Annotated in this window: 13 protein-coding genes and 1 tRNA gene; 7 read left to right on the top strand and 7 right to left on the bottom strand. The window is 41.7% G+C overall.

Annotated features, from left to right (window positions below; genetic code table 11):
• Window positions 1–320: 320 nt before the first annotated feature.
• The 5 genes from LGZ99_RS00920 to LGZ99_RS00900 all read right to left on the bottom strand — a co-directional run bounded on the left by LGZ99_RS00920 (window position 321) and on the right by LGZ99_RS00900 (window position 2,889).
• Entirely contained in the window at window positions 321–734 is a 414-nt protein-coding gene (locus tag LGZ99_RS00920; RefSeq protein WP_023045264.1) for a putative type II toxin-antitoxin system PemK/MazF family toxin, read from the bottom strand.
• A gap of 12 nt (window positions 735–746) precedes the next feature.
• The gene (locus tag LGZ99_RS00915) at window positions 747–1,031 is read right to left on the bottom strand and encodes a hypothetical protein (RefSeq protein ID WP_021325513.1); all 285 of its coding nucleotides are present in this window, start codon (window positions 1,029–1,031) and stop codon (window positions 747–749) included.
• A 264-nt stretch (window positions 1,032–1,295) separates the two neighbouring features.
• Window positions 1,296–1,380 (bottom strand) — tRNA-Tyr (locus LGZ99_RS00910).
• Between the two features lie 153 nt (window positions 1,381–1,533).
• Window positions 1,534–2,382, bottom strand: coding sequence for a formyltetrahydrofolate deformylase (gene purU / locus LGZ99_RS00905; protein WP_021325512.1), 849 nt, complete (start codon window positions 2,380–2,382; stop codon window positions 1,534–1,536).
• Between the two features lie 45 nt (window positions 2,383–2,427).
• Complete coding sequence (locus tag LGZ99_RS00900; protein WP_021325511.1) at window positions 2,428–2,889, bottom strand: YchJ family protein; 462 nt, start codon at window positions 2,887–2,889, stop codon at window positions 2,428–2,430.
• 156 nt (window positions 2,890–3,045) lie between these two features.
• Between LGZ99_RS00900 and rssB the strand changes: the two genes are divergently transcribed.
• The 4 genes from rssB to LGZ99_RS00880 all read left to right on the top strand — a co-directional run bounded on the left by rssB (window position 3,046) and on the right by LGZ99_RS00880 (window position 7,795).
• Window positions 3,046–4,071 carry a two-component system response regulator RssB gene (gene rssB / locus LGZ99_RS00895; RefSeq protein WP_023045266.1) on the top strand — a complete coding sequence of 342 codons (1,026 nt, stop codon included), beginning with the start codon at window positions 3,046–3,048 and terminating at the stop codon, window positions 4,069–4,071.
• Window positions 4,072–4,486: 415 nt separating this feature from the next.
• The gene (gene galU / locus LGZ99_RS00890; protein ID WP_031281089.1) at window positions 4,487–5,404 is read left to right on the top strand and encodes a UTP--glucose-1-phosphate uridylyltransferase GalU; all 918 of its coding nucleotides are present in this window, start codon (window positions 4,487–4,489) and stop codon (window positions 5,402–5,404) included.
• 25 nt (window positions 5,405–5,429) lie between these two features.
• Window positions 5,430–6,773 (top strand): UDP-glucose dehydrogenase family protein, encoded by a 1,344-nt coding sequence (locus tag LGZ99_RS00885; RefSeq protein WP_021325509.1) that lies wholly within the window; start codon window positions 5,430–5,432, stop codon window positions 6,771–6,773.
• Between the two features lie 8 nt (window positions 6,774–6,781).
• Window positions 6,782–7,795 (top strand): NAD-dependent epimerase, encoded by a 1,014-nt coding sequence (locus tag LGZ99_RS00880; protein ID WP_021325508.1) that lies wholly within the window; start codon window positions 6,782–6,784, stop codon window positions 7,793–7,795.
• A gap of 294 nt (window positions 7,796–8,089) precedes the next feature.
• On the opposite strand, the gene hns is transcribed toward LGZ99_RS00880, so the two are convergent.
• On the bottom strand, window positions 8,090–8,494 hold the full coding sequence (hns, locus tag LGZ99_RS00875) for a histone-like nucleoid-structuring protein H-NS (protein ID WP_021325507.1): 405 nt from the start codon (window positions 8,492–8,494) through the stop codon (window positions 8,090–8,092).
• A 642-nt stretch (window positions 8,495–9,136) separates the two neighbouring features.
• On the opposite strand from hns, the gene LGZ99_RS00870 reads away from it, so the two are divergent.
• Window positions 9,137–9,733 (top strand): thymidine kinase, encoded by a 597-nt coding sequence (locus LGZ99_RS00870; protein WP_036837103.1) that lies wholly within the window; start codon window positions 9,137–9,139, stop codon window positions 9,731–9,733.
• A gap of 133 nt (window positions 9,734–9,866) precedes the next feature.
• Here the strand turns inward: LGZ99_RS00870 and adhE are convergent, their stop codons facing one another.
• Window positions 9,867–12,515 carry a bifunctional acetaldehyde-CoA/alcohol dehydrogenase gene (gene adhE, locus LGZ99_RS00865; RefSeq protein ID WP_036837104.1) on the bottom strand — a complete coding sequence of 883 codons (2,649 nt, stop codon included), beginning with the start codon at window positions 12,513–12,515 and terminating at the stop codon, window positions 9,867–9,869.
• A gap of 427 nt (window positions 12,516–12,942) precedes the next feature.
• On the opposite strand from adhE, the gene LGZ99_RS00860 reads away from it, so the two are divergent.
• Both LGZ99_RS00860 and LGZ99_RS00855 read left to right on the top strand, forming a co-directional pair.
• Window positions 12,943–13,587: a YchE family NAAT transporter gene (locus tag LGZ99_RS00860; protein WP_023045269.1), complete on the top strand. Its 645-nt coding sequence runs from the start codon at window positions 12,943–12,945 to the stop codon at window positions 13,585–13,587.
• A 561-nt stretch (window positions 13,588–14,148) separates the two neighbouring features.
• Window positions 14,149–15,786: an ABC transporter substrate-binding protein gene (locus LGZ99_RS00855; protein WP_036837205.1), complete on the top strand. Its 1,638-nt coding sequence runs from the start codon at window positions 14,149–14,151 to the stop codon at window positions 15,784–15,786.
• Window positions 15,787–15,889: the final 103 nt, after the last annotated feature.

Here is a 15,889-nt window from a genome sequence, read left to right as displayed (position 1 = left end):
GGGTTCATGATGGTTCCCTAGTGTTGTTGTTATAATTTGTTATTTTTTATGATTATTTCACACGCTATTTCACAAATATACGACTGCTATCACATTCGAGCATCCTATGCGCGAAGTTGATTTTTCTTATAATTATTTGATTTGTAAAGTTTATGTTGGATTGTTGTGAAATGTTAACTTTCACATAAAGGTGTGATGAAAAATATGATTATGGATACACATTTAAGGCCAGGTAAGCGAATTTCGTTGAGTGCTTTTAACGTCTAACGCCTCACAATACAGTAGTGGAGGATAGGTAAGCTCGTTTATCAATCGTAAGGTTACTGACGTGCAACCTTACGTACAGCCTCGTAGTAACTTGCTGGCAACATACCTATGTGTGGTGAGACTGGGATAGGGAAGGTTCGACGGGCAGGTGCAATGCTGAACCATTCTGAGGTGTAATAGAGCTTTAGCCGGTGGTTGAGATCAAACTTCGTATCGAATGCCAGACCTGTTAGAACAAAATCTGGATCAGTTGTCTCAATGACAAATTCTCCGGGATAGATTTTGTCTGTTTTCTGTGAAGTACCATAAGCCACAACTAAAGCATGTTCGGCGGGCGATGCAGCCAGCACAAGAGCTGGCCTTGGTTTTGGCCCCGGTACGCCAACACATTGTGGGAACCGGCACCATAGTATGCTTCCTATTGTTGCTAGCGGGGTGAAGCGCGTTATTCTTTTTGCTTTCGCCACCAGTTACCTCCGTCAGATTAAACTTTGCGTAAAAACACTATCTGGCAGGGTGCTTGCTTCACTTGCTTTGTGGATAGCAGCTATCTGTTCGTGTGTCAGCGGGCCGTCATCACGTTCGTAATGAGGAAGATACTGATCGGCCAGATTGCGTAAGGCAAGGTGCACGAGTTCTGTTTTACTCATCCCCGTAACGTTTACCAGCGTATCAAGGGTTGCAGCACTGATACTGGTAGGAGTGTCCCGGCTGCGCAAACGCAAAAGAAAGCTGGCTGCTGGTTTTTCATGAGTGTTTTGCATGGGTATACCTCGTATGAGTGTATTTGTTCAGACATGATGATAGCATATCTATATCAAATATAGATATGCTATCACTACCCATTCAACATGTAGTCATGAACAAACGGTTGTCTGCCATATTTCTCTATAACTTCATCGAAGAGTTGATTAAACATAGATGGCTGATACTAGTGTTTCTTAGTGAAGGTTCTCAACCTTCCTCCAAACGAGGAATATGCATCCGCAGCTTTGTTTGAATATTCAGGAATAATAACTTGTTTTTGATGGTGGTGGGGGAAGGATTCGAACCTTCGAAGTCTGTGACGGCAGATTTACAGTCTGCTCCCTTTGGCCGCTCGGGAACCCCACCAGATTTTGAAAAGTATCACTGTTGCTTACAGCGGGCGGAATCATATCAAATGAACCGCCGCTGTAAAGTATATATTTGAAAATAAGTTACCGTATGCTGTTTTTTTGCCCCGAGCGAGTCAGTTGTGAGCAATAAGCAAGGGATCTTCTTCTATTAAAGAATGACCGTACGGTTTCCATAAACAAAAACCCGTTGGGCAAGTACCCAGTATAAAGCATGGCTCAGTACATTTTTTTCAACATCCCGGCCCGCTCTCATCATGTCTTCAGCCGTGTATGTGTGGTCTATGTTAATGACATTCTGAGTAATGATTGGTCCTTCATCCAGATTATCATTCACGTAGTGGGCTGTCGCTCCTATGATTTTTACGCCTCTTTCATATGCCTGATGATAAGGGCGCGCCCCGATAAATGCAGGTAAGAAGGAGTGGTGAATATTAATAATCTGATTTGGGTAATGCCGGACAAATTCCGGTGTCAGTACCCGCATGTATTTGGCGAGTACTACGTAATCAGGTTTGTACTGGTCGATCTGGGCAATCAGTTTTTCATCGTGTTGCTCACGGGTTAAACCTTCATGGCTGATTAAATGGAAAGGGATACCAAATTGTTCAACTAATGATTGTAATGTTGCGTGGTTGCCGATAACCGCGGCAATTTCAACATCAAGCCCATCGTAAGCGCTTTTCATGAGTAAATCCCCAAGGCAATGCGCTTCTTTTGTCACCATAATAACAATACGTCGCCGCCCAGCAGTATTTAATTCCCGCTGAGAACCCACCGGTAACGCGTCATCTAAGTCAGCCAGAAATGTTTCATCGTTGAAAATTCCTTCAAGCTCAGTACGCATGAAAAAGCGGCCGGTATGATGATCGACGAATTCATTATTCTGAACGATATTCAGTTGGTGCTTGTAGCAGATGTTAGTAATTTTGGCGATTAATCCTTTTGCATCAGGGCAAATAGTGCGCAGAATTTTCTTTTGTACATGTTGGTGTTGCATGAATGGGATGATCCTTAAATCTTTTTCACTTTTTGTCTGTGGTGATTAACCACAACATTTTTTGTATTTTTTACCTGAACCGCATGGACAGGGGCTATTACGGCCAGTTTGAGGTTTAACGCCGTCAATATAATACCACCGCTGGTCTATACGAAGAAAACGTGAACGCTCATGAATAAGTTGTTTATCCTGGGCTTTTTGATCAAGAAAGCAAGTTGAAAATTCAACATAGGCTTCGTTATCGTTTTTACCTTTTTCAGTTGCGATAACATTTAATCCGAGCCATTGGGTAGCAATAAAACTCTGTTCTATATCTGAACGCCACTTTTCAGCCTGGCAGTCAGGATGCCAACTGGCAATAAGATAATCCGCATTATGTTTTACATAGGCGCTGTATCTGGAACGCATCAAAGATTCGGCGTTGGGGGCAGGTTTTGTGTTTTTGAGATAGGCAGAACAGCAATCCGCAAAATCTATTCCACTGCCGCAAGGGCATAACTCTGTCAAAATAACTCCAATTGTAAAGGGTGAAATACCATTTTATGCGTTTTCTATTGCAAAGAAACGTAAGAGAACAAATGATAGTCACTTTATTGAACTAATATGATTGATAGTACCTAAGAACAGGTGAAAGTCGCAATATTAAGCTAAGGGAGCGTGTTTATGGAAAAAGCACTGGCAGGCAAACAGATTCTGATTGTAGAGGATGAACCTGTTTTTAGTTCTTTGCTGGCTGGGTATTTGCGAACGTTGGGCGCTAAGGTATTGGTCGCATCTAATGGTGCTATTGCACTACAGGTGTTGGGACGTGAAGCTCATATTGAACTTATTTTATGTGATTTAGATATGCCGGTTATGAATGGCATTGAATTTGTTGCGAAATTGACTAATGAGGGGATTAATATTCCAGTTATCATTATTTCAGCAACTAATAAGATGGCAGAAGTTGATGAAGTGCTTCGTTTAGGTGCAAAAGATGTTTTATTAAAACCTGTTGCAGATCTAAATGAGATAAAAAAAACAGTGCTGGCCTATTTACATCCAACGGTTTTTATGTCTGGTGCAATTGAACAGAATAACTTGAATAAAGATTGGTTAACGCTGAAACATAATTCAGATGAAGCATTAAATATGCTTAAGCAGTTACAACCCCCAGTTTCTCAGGTGATTGCTCACTGTAAAGTTAATTACCGAAAATTAAATATGATTGATAAACCAGGATTAATTCTCGATATGGCGGCGTTATCCGACAATGAATTAGCTTTTTATTGTCTGGATATCAGCCGTTCAACAGAGTACGGTGTGATTTCAGCATTATTACTCAGAGTCGTATTTAACAGTTTGTTACAAGAGCATATCACCCATCATTCCCGGCGTTTACCCAGTATGTCAGGTATTCTAAACAGGATTAATAATTTGTTGGAAGATGCCGGATTACAAGGGCAATTTCCATTGCTGCTTGGGTATTATCATACAATCAATAAAACGGTTCTGCTGACTTCTGCGGGGTTACATGCCAGTATTAAGTCGGGTAACCACCAAATCCAATTAGATAGTGGTGTTCCTCTTGGGACGTTGAGAACAATTTGTTCGAACCAGGTTTGTTCTCATAGTGCTGAATGGCAATGTCGGATTTGGAATACAGATAGTCAAATAAAATTGATGCTTTCTTCAATATATTCCGGGTGAATATTACCAAGGTGGGATTTTGTTTAAAGCAGATATTAAACATCAAGTCACGGTGATGTAATTAAACAGAATGGCGCTGTTTATCGGGTAGAATTAGCTGGTATACTCAGTTCATTCTGCTTGGAATCTACCCGGCTGTTTTATTTATCGCTCTTTAGTGCAAAGAGTGAATTTAGCAAGGCGCAGATAAAAGCGATAACTTTTGAGTGTACTATTCATGTGACCAGAAAGGCGGGCAAAGCGATGTGTTCTGTGTATGCGTCGGTTTTTGTATGCTGCCCGCACTCTCGATTTATTGACAAGAATGGTCTGCAATTAATGACGCCTTATTGGAATAGGTTCTTAAAGGGCCAGCACTGATTTTGAGTTGAAGACGGATTTGTTTCAGCCAAAAAAACATCAGGAGAAAAGATTAATGCCATCAGTAAGTAAAATAGTAAAGAAAGCCGTTATTCCCGTCGCGGGATTGGGAACAAGGATGTTACCCGCTACGAAAGCAATTCCTAAAGAGATGCTGCCCTTAGTGGATAAACCTCTTATTCAGTATGTTGTTAATGAATGTATTGCCGCTGGCATTAATGAAATTATCCTGGTGACTCATTCATCAAAAAATTCAATTGAAAACCATTTCGATACCAGTTTCGAGCTGGAGGCTATCCTTGAGCAAAGGGTGAAACGTCAGCTACTGGATGAAGTTCAATCTATTTGTCCAAGTCACGTCACTATTATGCAAACTCGCCAGGGAATTGCTAAAGGATTAGGCCATGCGGTGTTATGTGCCAAGCCCTTAATTGGCGATGAGCCTTTTGCGGTGATACTCCCTGACGTTATTCTTGATGAGTACAGTACAGACTTGACTAAATATAATCTGAGCGAGATGTTGGTTCGTTATAATGAAACGGGAGCCAGCCAGATATTAGTAGAACCTGTGCCTCATGAAGATGTTTCCAGTTATGGTATTGTCGATTGCCAGGGAGAAAATCTGCAACCCGGCGACAGTAAACCTATCAGGCGTGTGGTTGAAAAACCTGAACCAAAAGAAGCGCCGTCAAACCTTTCTATTGTTGGCCGTTATGTGTTGTCTGAAAAAATTTGGCCATTATTGGCAAAAACAGCACCGGGTACCGGAGATGAGATTCAGCTTACCGATGCTATTGCTATGTTAATGGAAAAGGAACCCGTGGAAGCCTATCACTTGCGGGGGGTAAGTCATGATTGTGGTAATAAGCTCGGTTATATGCAGGCGTTTGTCCAATATGGTATGAAACATCATGCTTTAGGCAAAGAGTTTACTGATTGGTTAGTGGCTTTGCAGGATCAAGCTAAAGAATAATCTTGTGGAAATTTTTAGGTATCATATGAAAGTTACAGTATTTGGTATTGGTTATGTTGGCCTGGTTCAGGCTACGGTTTTAGCTGAAGTAGGGCATGATGTCCTTTGCATTGATGTAGATGAAAATAAAGTTGAGAATCTGAAAAATGGTCAAGTCCCCATTTTTGAGCCTGGCTTAGCGCCACTGGTTAAGAAGAATTATGAAGAAGGCCGTCTGAATTTCAGCACTGATGCAAAAGCCGGTGTTGCTCACGGTAAGTTACAGTTTATTGCGGTAGGTACGCCTCCCGATGAAGATGGTTCAGCGGATTTGAAGTATGTCTCCGCCGTTGCCCGTACTATTGCGGAGTACATGGATAGCTATAAAGTTATTATTGATAAATCTACCGTTCCTGTTGGTACAGCAGATAAAGTTAATGCGGTTGTCAATGAGACTCTGCGTAAACGCAATATTGATATCCCATTTGATGTGGTTTCTAACCCGGAGTTTCTCAAAGAAGGGGCCGCTGTTGCAGATTGTATGCGCCCTGAGCGGATTATTATTGGGTGTGACAACGACAGAGTCGTTGACCTGATACGTGAGTTGTATGAGCCATTTAACCGTAATCATGATCGTATGATTGTGATGGATATCCGCAGTGCAGAACTGACGAAATATGCCGCGAACTGTATGTTGGCAACGAAAATCAGTTTCATGAATGAGATCGCGAACTTAGCTGAAATGCTGGGGGCGGATATTGAGCATGTTCGTCAGGGAATGGGTTCTGATTCCCGTATTGGTTATCATTTTATCTATCCGGGCTGTGGTTATGGTGGCTCATGTTTTCCGAAAGATGTGCAGGCGTTAATTCGTACCGCAGAGCAAATTGGCTACCAACCCAAGATTCTTCATGCGGTAGAACAAGTGAATGAACTGCAAAAGAGTAAATTACCCTCTTTTGTCAAACGCCATTTCGGTGAAGATTTATCCGGTAAGACGTTTGCGGTCTGGGGGTTATCGTTCAAACCGAATACCGATGATATGCGTGAAGCGTCAAGTCGTGTTTTGATGGAAACGTTGTGGCAGGCAGGAGCTAAGATACAGGCTTACGATCCTGAGGCTATGCAGGAAGCTCAGCGTATTTATGGTCAGCGTGATGATTTATCATTGATGGGGACTAAGGAAGCGGCGCTGAATGGGGCAGATGCCCTGATTATCTGTACTGAATGGCAAAGTTTCCGGGCGCCGGATTTTGATGTCATCAAAGCGTCTCTCAGGACGCCAGTTATCTTTGACGGGCGGAATCTCTATGATCCTGAACGCCTGCAATCCCGTGGTTTTATGTATTATGGGATTGGTCGTGGCGCATCCATTAACCCGGTTATCTGAGTAATACGATGAAATTCTTAGTGACAGGTGCTGCTGGTTTTATTGGTTTTCATGTGAGCCAGCGATTATTGAAAATGGGGCATGAGGTTGTGGGTATTGACAACCTTAATGACTATTATGATGTGAATCTCAAACAAGCACGGTTAGATCTATTATTTGATAAGCCGGGTTTTAAATTTGAAAAGCTGGATTTAGCTGACAGAATAGCCATTTTCGATCTTTTTGTGCGGCATCAATTCCAGCGGGTTATCCATCTGGGCGCTCAGGCTGGTGTTCGCTATTCGTTGCAAAACCCAATGGCTTACATTGATTCGAATATAGTCGGGCATATCAATATCCTGGAGGGTTGTCGCCATAATAATGTTGAGCATTTATTATATTCTTCTTCCAGTTCTGTTTATGGGTTAAATAGAAAGCAACCGTTTTCGACAAACGATTCAGTTGATCACCCAATTTCACTATATGCGGCAACTAAGAAATCAGATGAATTAATGTCTCATTGTTACTCTCATCTTTATCAGTTGCCAACGACAGGCTTGCGATTTTTCACCGTATATGGCCCGTGGGGACGTCCTGATATGGCTTTATTTAAGTTCACTAAAGCGATGTTATTAGGGCAGCCTATTGATGTTTATAACCACGGTAACATGGTTAGAGACTTTACTTATATAGATGATATCGTTGAATCAATAATCAGGTTGCAAGACATCATTCCTGCATCAAATGAGAGCTGGATGGTTGAGGATGGGCAAATATCTGCCAGTTCTGCTCCTTACTGTATTTATAATATTGGTAATGGTCAACCGACTAGACTAGGTGATTTTATTGAGGCGATAGAAGAGTCATTAGGCATTCAGGCTAAGAAAAACTTTATGCCCATGCAAGATGGTGATGTTCTATCGACCTGTGCTGATTCAAGTGACCTTTTTCAAAAAATAGGATTCGCCCCCAATACGCTGCTAAAGCATGGCGTGAAGCAGTTTGTAGAGTGGTATTTGAATTTCTATCATCAATCCAAATAAGGAAAAGGAGCCATTGGCTCCTTTTCTATTGAATCACCGACAGCGACAAGAGAAGTAAATAACGGTACCTGGTTGGTTATTAATTTGCCTTAGCATTGGCTAAGTTAGTAACCGGCTAGCGTTGCTTTACAACAAAGAAATGACACTACAGGTTGTTACTTGATTAAATGCCTGCCAATGATGTTTAAGCTCATATAACAGGCATTAATCCGTTTGTCAGTTAAACCGTTTATATAATAAAAATACCCTTGTAAGAGGGTATTTTTATAATTAAATCAATTTAAAAACAACATGTTACAGTAAGAAGCTTTCCAGAGTTTTTCCTTCGTCTTCAATTGCTTTTTTGATAACAGCAGGTGTACGTCCCTGACCAGTCCAGGTTTTAGTTTCACCGTTTGTATCAACATATTGGTATTTAGCTGGACGCGCAGGACGTTTTGTTTTACCAGCAGATTTGCCGGCGCTCATTGTCTGAAGCAATTCGCTTGGATCAATTCCTTGTTCAAGAATCATTTTACGAACTTCTTCCAATTTACGTGAACGTTCCTCTAATTCAGCTTTTACCTGACTTTCTTCTTCACGGCGCTCTTCAACAGCGACGGTCAGTTTTTCAAGTATTTCTTCTAAGAACTCAAGTTCACATTCTCTTGCTTGAGCTCGTAAAGTACGGATGTTATTTAGGGTTTTTAAATCGCTCATTGTCCTGGTCTCAAATTATAATGATGATGGCTGATGTGGATATAATAATAGAATGCTATTTTATTTTCTGCAATAGTCAATTTCTCATATTCGGATAAAATGACTCTTTTTTTTTAAACGTAATTTCTTTACAAAAGTTATATAGCGCTTTTTATACAGCTATTTTGATTGTCATTCCACAATAACATGTTCAAGGTACCTTTAACAAAGGGAGCATGATTATCTCTCTAATTTATAAACCAAGCATATACTAAATCGGTAAGTAATTTTAACTGTTTCTTATCATACCTGCTAAGGCAGAATAATACTAAGTTAAAAAAAACTTATGACTAATCCATGAGTTATCGTTGATTTTCTGTGACTATTTTCTGGGTGTAAGTCACGCGCCTTATTAATTTGTATACAATATGCAACAAATCAGTCTGGCTTTCATTTCTTAATTTAAACATGAACATTTGTCGTTCAAATGCGCTTTATTACCCATTTGATGTGATCAGGGTCATGAATCATTAAGACATCACTAAGCTAAATATTTCTGTATATCAATCGGTAAAGCTTACTGAGATGGATAATCACCACTAAAGTTTATGGTAAACTCATCTGACTATATGGCTTTATAAATTTTGTTAAGAGGCAGGGCCGATGGCTCAACTTTATTTTTATTATTCCGCAATGAACGCCGGAAAATCGACATCACTGTTGCAATCCTCTTATAACTATAATGAGAGAGGGATGAGAACGCTGATTTTTACCGCAGAAATTGATACCCGGTTTGGAAAAGGAAAAGTCAGCTCTCGTATTGGATTATCTGCTGATGCACATCTGTTTAGCCAACAGACAGATATTGGTGAGTTAATCAGAAATGAAAATAGGCAGGAAAAAGTGCATTGTGTGCTGATTGATGAGTGTCAGTTCCTCACAAAAGCGCAGGTTGAACAGCTATGTAAAGTGACTGACTACGATGATATTCCGGTTCTTTGCTATGGGCTGAGAACGGATTTCAGCGGGGAGCTTTTTAGTGGTAGTCAGTATCTTCTGGCGTGGGCGGATAAGCTGGTTGAGCTGAAAACTATCTGCCATTGTGGGCGCAAGGCAAGCCGTGTATTACGCTTTGATGGTGAAGGTGTGGCCATTTACGATGGCGAACAGGTTGATATTGGCGGCAATGAGAAATATGTGTCTGTTTGCCGTAAGCACTATATGGATGCTATCAGTAAGGCTAAGGAAAGACGAAAATAAGTATACAATTTATACTGTTGTCTGTTGTAAAGCTTCCTGAGGCCGTTTGAGGGCTTGGCTTAACATTGAGGAAAATGGGGCAGAGGTAAAGTTAAAGGGGCTTATATTGGCCCCTTTAAGTGGTTTAAATCAGTTAACAGGCTGTTTTTTCCGGAGGTTCTGGTGTTACCTCTGTTTCTGTGAATTCACGTCCATAGAATGAATCCAGCAATAATTGTTTCAGCTCAGAAATCAGAGGGTAACGTGGGTTAGCGCCAGTACATTGGTCGTCGAAGGCATCTTCAGATAACTTATCAATTTTCGCCAGGAAGTCGGCTTCCTGAACACCCGCTTCGCGGATAGATGTCGGGATACCCAGTGTCGATTTCATCTCTTCCAGCCATGCCAGCAGTTTTTCGATTTTTGCCGCTGTATGATCGACGGTCGCAGACAAACCAAGATGATCCGCAATTTCAGCATAACGACGGCGGGCTTGCGGGCGGTCATATTGGCTGAATGCAGTCTGTTTGGTTGGGTTATCGTTAGCGTTATAGCGGATAACGTTACAAATCAGCAGTGCGTTAGCAAGGCCATGTGGAATATGGAACTCAGAACCCAATTTATGCGCCATAGAGTGACATACCCCCAGGAAAGCATTAGCAAATGCAATACCCGCAATAGTGGCAGCATTATGAACCCGTTCACGGGCGATTGGGTTAGTGGCGCCTTCGTGATAGCTGGCTGGGAGGAACTCTTTCAATAGTTTTAGCGCTTGCAGTGCTTGTCCGTCAGAGTATTCGTTTGCCAGGACCGATACGTAAGCTTCCAGGGAATGGGTGATTGCGTCCAGTCCACCAAAAGCACACAGTGATTTTGGCAGATTCATCACCAAGTTGGCATCAACGATAGCTATATCCGGCGTCAGAGCATAATCAGCCAGTGGATATTTCTGACCGGTTGCATCATCAGTGACAACGGCGAAGGGGGTCACTTCAGAGCCTGTACCGGAAGTTGTGGTAATCGCTACCATTTTCGCTTTAATCCCCATTTTGGGGAATCGGTAGATACGTTTACGGATATCCATAAACCGCAGGGCTAATTCTTCGAAATGCGTTTCAGGGTGTTCATACATCACCCACATAATTTTGGCTGCATCCATTGGAGAACCACCACCCAGGGCAATAATGATATCTGGTTTGAATGAGTGCATTTGTTCCGCACCCTTACGAACAATGCTTAGGGTAGGGTCTGCTTCAACTTCAAAGAAAACTTCGGTTTCTATCCCGTGGGATTTCAGTACATCAGTGACCTGGTCAGCATAGCCATGATTGAATAAGAAACGGTCTGTTACGATGAAAGCGCGTTTTGCACCATCGGTTGCGACTTCCTCTAATGCGATAGGCAGTGAACCGCGGCGGAAGTAAATTGATTTCGGAAGTTTATGCCACAGCATATTTTCTGCCCTTTTCGCCACAGTTTTGGTGTTGATAAGATGTTTTGGCCCTACGTTTTCAGAGATGGAGTTTCCTCCCCATGAACCGCAGCCCAGTGTCAGAGAGGGGGCAAGTTTGAAATTATAGAGATCACCGATACCCCCCTGAGAAGCGGGTGTATTCACCAGAATACGGGCTGTTTTCATTTTGTCGCCAAAGTATTTGATTCGTGCCGCTTGATTGTCCTGGTCGGTATACAGGCAGGATGTGTGCCCAATTCCCCCCATTTCAACCAGTTTTTCTGCTTTCTCTACCGCATCTTCAAAATTGTTACCACGATACATTGCGAGTAATGGCGACAGTTTTTCGTGGGCAAAGGGCTCTGCTTTATCAATCAGATTGACTTCTCCAATCAGGATCTTGGTTCTTTCCGGAACATGAAAGCCTGCCATTTCGGCAATTTTTGTTGCGGGTTGACCAACAATTTCCGCATTCAGGTTACCGTTTTTCAGGATGATATCTTGAACCGCTTTCAGTTCCTTACCCTGTAACAAATAACCACCATGAGTAAAGAAACGTTTACGCACCTGATCATAAACAGAATCCACTACGATAATGGACTGTTCTGAAGCACAAATAACACCATTGTCGAAAGTTTTGGACATCAAAATAGAGGCGACCGCGCGTTTAATATCCGCTGATTCGTCGATGACGACCGGTGTGTTACCCGCACCAACGCCGATTGCCGGCTTACCAGAGCTGTATGCCGCTGTGACCATATTAGGGCCACCAGTCGCCAGGATCAGGTTGATATCCTGGTGGTGCATCAATGCATTGGAAAGCTCAACAGACGGCTCATCAATCCAGCCAATAATATCTTTTGGCGCACCAGCCTCAACCGCAGCACACAGAACCAATTCAGCTGCTTTATTCGTTGCTTTTTTAGCGCGTGGATGGGGTGAGAAAATAATACCGTTACGGGTTTTCAGGCTGATTAGAGCCTTAAAAATAGCGGTGGATGTTGGGTTAGTCGTTGGCACGATACCGCAGATTAAGCCAATAGGTTCGGCGATAGTGATGGTGCCGAATGTTTTGTCTTCGGACAAAATGCCACAGGTTTTCTCGTCTTTATAAGCGTTATAGATGTATTCGGAAGCGAAATGGTTTTTGATCACTTTGTCTTCGACAATCCCCATCCCTGATTCCGCCACGGCTAATTTTGCTAAAGGGATGCGTGCGTCTGCTGCTGCAAGGGCCGCGGCACGGAAGATTTTGTCAACTTGCTCCTGAGAGAAGTTGGCAAATTCACGTTGTGCTTTTTTAACCCGGGCAACCAGCTCGTTCAATTCAGTAATATGAGTTACAGTCATAAAGAGGTACTCCTGGAAAATATTAAAAATCTTTTAATATCAGAGAATAAGTGTTTTGCAGACTATTTAGCTTGGTGATTTTATGATGGCTACAGATTACCATTTGGTATTAAATAAATATTGATCTTAATCATATAAATTCCAAGCTGACTCCTTTCAGCTCAGCTCAGCTCAGGTGAGTGATCACTATTGTTGATTGGGTGAGGTGGTAGAAGCGTTAATCAGGTTGAGTTTGTAACCTAATGAAAAAGTCAGGTTAACAACTTGTTATATAAGACATTTTAAATTGAAAAATGAGTCGCAGTCGATGGAAAGCGGAATGTCATCCGTATAAAATAAAGAAAAAATTAAGTTTTCTATGATTTTGGGGTAAGTAATCATATGAAAATATTTTCGTTAACACTGCGTAACTCAAGAGGGGTTGTTCGTGGGTGATTTACTGTTGGATCTTCCTGGTTACATTAAGTTTTTTGTTGGGTTGTTCGCACTCGTCAATCCTGTTGGTATTTTGCCTGTTTTTATCAGCATGACTCACTACCAGGCTCAGGCTGCCCGCAATAGAACTAATTTTATCGCCAATATTTCTGTTGCCATCATTTTATGGACAGCTTTGCTGCTGGGTGACTCGATACTGTGGATGTTTGGCATTTCTATCGACTCTTTCCGTATTGCCGGTGGGATCCTTGTTGTGACCATCGCTATGTCGATGATTAACGGTAAACTTGGGGAAGACAAACAGAATAAGCAAGAAAAATCAGAAACCGCCATTAGAGAGAGTGTTGGTGTTGTGCCGCTGGCATTGCCGTTAATGGCCGGCCCCGGGGCGATCAGCTCTTGTATCGTTTGGAGTTCCCGCTATCAGGGGTGGCAGAATTTTATTGGGTTGGTGTTAACCAGCGCTTTGTTTGCTTTTTGCTGTTGGTTGTTATTCCGATCAGCTCCTTTAGTTGTCAAATATCTTGGGCAAACAGGCATCAACGTTATCACCCGAATTATGGGGCTGCTACTGATGTCTTTGGGAATCGAACTGATTGTGACAGGGATCAGAGCATTATTTCCAGGGTTACTCTGATACGATTGACGATAAAAGATGCCGGATTTTTTTCGAGTCAAATTACAAATTATAATATTCTTGTCATTTTTATTATAAAGCCTGTTTTATGGGATTTTCTCACTTATTTTACTGGTACTTCCTGAATTTTATACAAATAACCCAATATTTTTCTAAATTATTCTTACCTGCTAGTTCAATCTGTAACTGGTTGCTTCCACCGTAGTTTTGTGATGAATGTAGGTTTTTAATTTGCATTGATTGCAATTTGTTAAAATTATGTTTATTTTCATCTATGGACTACCTTTGTTTACTATTTTAGTTAAGTGAAATGTGAATAAAGTGATATATATCAATTTGTTACGTTGTTTTTTGGGATGTTTTATCAATTAATGTAATAGATTGCATTAAGTTGTTTGTAAGGATGGTTTTTACAATATGGGAAGGGTATTTTAACAATTGATATGATAAGTCACCTTTAATATTTAATCCGTTACTTTGAGCTAAATAATGTGAAGGTACTGGCCTTTATAGGATATATGCGAAATGAATGAGCAGGTTCACCAAACTGGAGGTAAAAAAATGAAGATCAAACAATTAAAATTACATAAGTTTGTATCCTGTATATTTTTATTATCGGTATTTCCTGTTACGGCTGTGTTTGCCGCTGAAGTTCCTGAGGGGGTGAAACTCGCGGATAAACAGCAGATTATTATCAATAATGGCACAGAAGTTGCCTCACTTGATCCACATAAAGTCGAAGGTGTGCCGGAAACCAACATTATTCTTAATCTCCTGGAAGGATTAGTCAGTACGGGTTCTGAGGGAGAGACTGTTCCGGGCGTTGCGAGCCATTGGGAAAATCAGGATTACAAGGTCTGGACTTTTTATCTGCGTGATAATGCTAAATGGAGTGATGGAACACCCGTCACTGCACATGATTTTGTGTATAGTTGGCAACGATTAGCTGATCCAAAGGTGGGTTCACCTTATGCCAGTTATCTTCAATATGCTTACGTTGAAAACATTGATGATGTTCTGAAAGGTAAAAAATCTCCTGACCAGTTGGGGGTTAAAGCGCTGGATGATCATCGTTTGCAGGTTACTCTGACGCATCCCGTGCCTTATTTCGTCAATATGCTCAGTCATACGGCAATGAAACCAGTGAAAAAGGATCTGGTCGAAAAATGGGGTAATAAGTGGACGCTGCCAGAAAATTATGTGGGCAATGGGGCGTATCGGTTGAAAGAGTGGGTGGTGAATGAGCGGATTGTGATTGAACGTAATCCACAATACTGGAATAACGGTAAGACTATTATTGAGCAAGCGACGCTTTTACCACTTCAGTCCGAAACCAGCGGTGTTAACCGCTACCGTAGTGGGGAAATAAATATCACCAACAGCGCTATCCCTCCGGATTTGTATCGGAAAATGAAAACAGAGATCCCTGATCAGATGCACGTCAGCCCTTATCTCTGTACGTTCTATTACGAAATTAACAATAATAAACCCCCGTTTACTGATGTAAGAGTTCGTGAAGCCGTTAAGTTAACTCTCGACAGGGAGATTATTGCGGGAAAAATTATGGGGCAGGGGCAAATACCGGCCGATGGTTTTACTCCAACGTTTATCGGTGGTGGTGATTTTTCTAAACCAGAGTGGGCTGACTGGACACAGGAACAGCGCAATAAGCGTGCCAGAGAATTACTGGCGCAGGCGGGTTTTAATCAGGAGAATCCGCTGAAATTCACATTGTTATACAACACATCGGATCAAAATAAACAGCAGGCTATTGCTGCCGCTTCTATGTGGAAAAAGAATCTGGGAGCTGATGTGATTTTACAGAATCAGGAATGGAAAACTTCTCTCGAAAGCCGCCACCAAGGGAATTATGAGGTTACCAGAGCGACTTGGTGTGCGGATTACAATGAACCTACTGCGTTTTTAAATATGTTGCTTTCTCATAGCAGTAATAACACGACTTTCTACCAGAATAAAAATTTCGATAGCTATCTGGAGCAGGCGTTAGTCGCTAAAGATGCGGCTGCGCGTAAGAAATTATACCAACAAGCTGAATTTCAACTTGATAAAGACTCGGTATTGATTCCCGTTTATTACCGAGTGAGTGTACGGCTTGTTAGCCCATCAGTGGGAGGGTTTTCAGGGAAAGACCCATTGGATTATATGGATATTAAGCGACTGTATATGATAAAAAACTAGACATTAGTTTTACTCAAAAGAGTTACTGGCCCTGCAAACAAAATCGTTCCTTTTGGATGCAGGTGATAATCCGACCCGTATTTCTGGGCCGTCGACTGATAAA

The sequence above is a fragment of the Photorhabdus temperata genome, assembly GCF_025384845.1.
GTDB lineage: Bacteria > Pseudomonadota > Gammaproteobacteria > Enterobacterales > Enterobacteriaceae > Photorhabdus > Photorhabdus temperata.
This window is presented reverse-complemented; position numbering and strand designations above follow the sequence as displayed.

What these genes read in the sequence shown, in the direction of transcription:
- LGZ99_RS00915 (WP_021325513.1), bottom strand. Translation starts at nt 1,031, where the DNA reads ATGCAAAACACTCATGAAAAACCAGCAGCCAGCTTTCTTTTGCGTTTG.
- hns (WP_021325507.1), bottom strand. Translation starts at nt 8,494, where the DNA reads ATGAGCGATTTAAAAACCCTAAATAACATCCGTACTTTACGAGCTCAA.
- galU (WP_031281089.1), top strand. Translation starts at nt 4,487, where the DNA reads ATGCCATCAGTAAGTAAAATAGTAAAGAAAGCCGTTATTCCCGTCGCG.
- LGZ99_RS00855 (WP_036837205.1), top strand. Translation starts at nt 14,149, where the DNA reads ATGAAGATCAAACAATTAAAATTACATAAGTTTGTATCCTGTATATTT.
- purU (WP_021325512.1), bottom strand. Translation starts at nt 2,382, where the DNA reads ATGCAACACCAACATGTACAAAAGAAAATTCTGCGCACTATTTGCCCT.
- LGZ99_RS00880 (WP_021325508.1), top strand. Translation starts at nt 6,782, where the DNA reads ATGAAATTCTTAGTGACAGGTGCTGCTGGTTTTATTGGTTTTCATGTG.
- adhE (WP_036837104.1), bottom strand. Translation starts at nt 12,515, where the DNA reads ATGACTGTAACTCATATTACTGAATTGAACGAGCTGGTTGCCCGGGTT.
- LGZ99_RS00885 (WP_021325509.1), top strand. Translation starts at nt 5,430, where the DNA reads ATGAAAGTTACAGTATTTGGTATTGGTTATGTTGGCCTGGTTCAGGCT.
- LGZ99_RS00870 (WP_036837103.1), top strand. Translation starts at nt 9,137, where the DNA reads ATGGCTCAACTTTATTTTTATTATTCCGCAATGAACGCCGGAAAATCG.
- rssB (WP_023045266.1), top strand. Translation starts at nt 3,046, where the DNA reads ATGGAAAAAGCACTGGCAGGCAAACAGATTCTGATTGTAGAGGATGAA.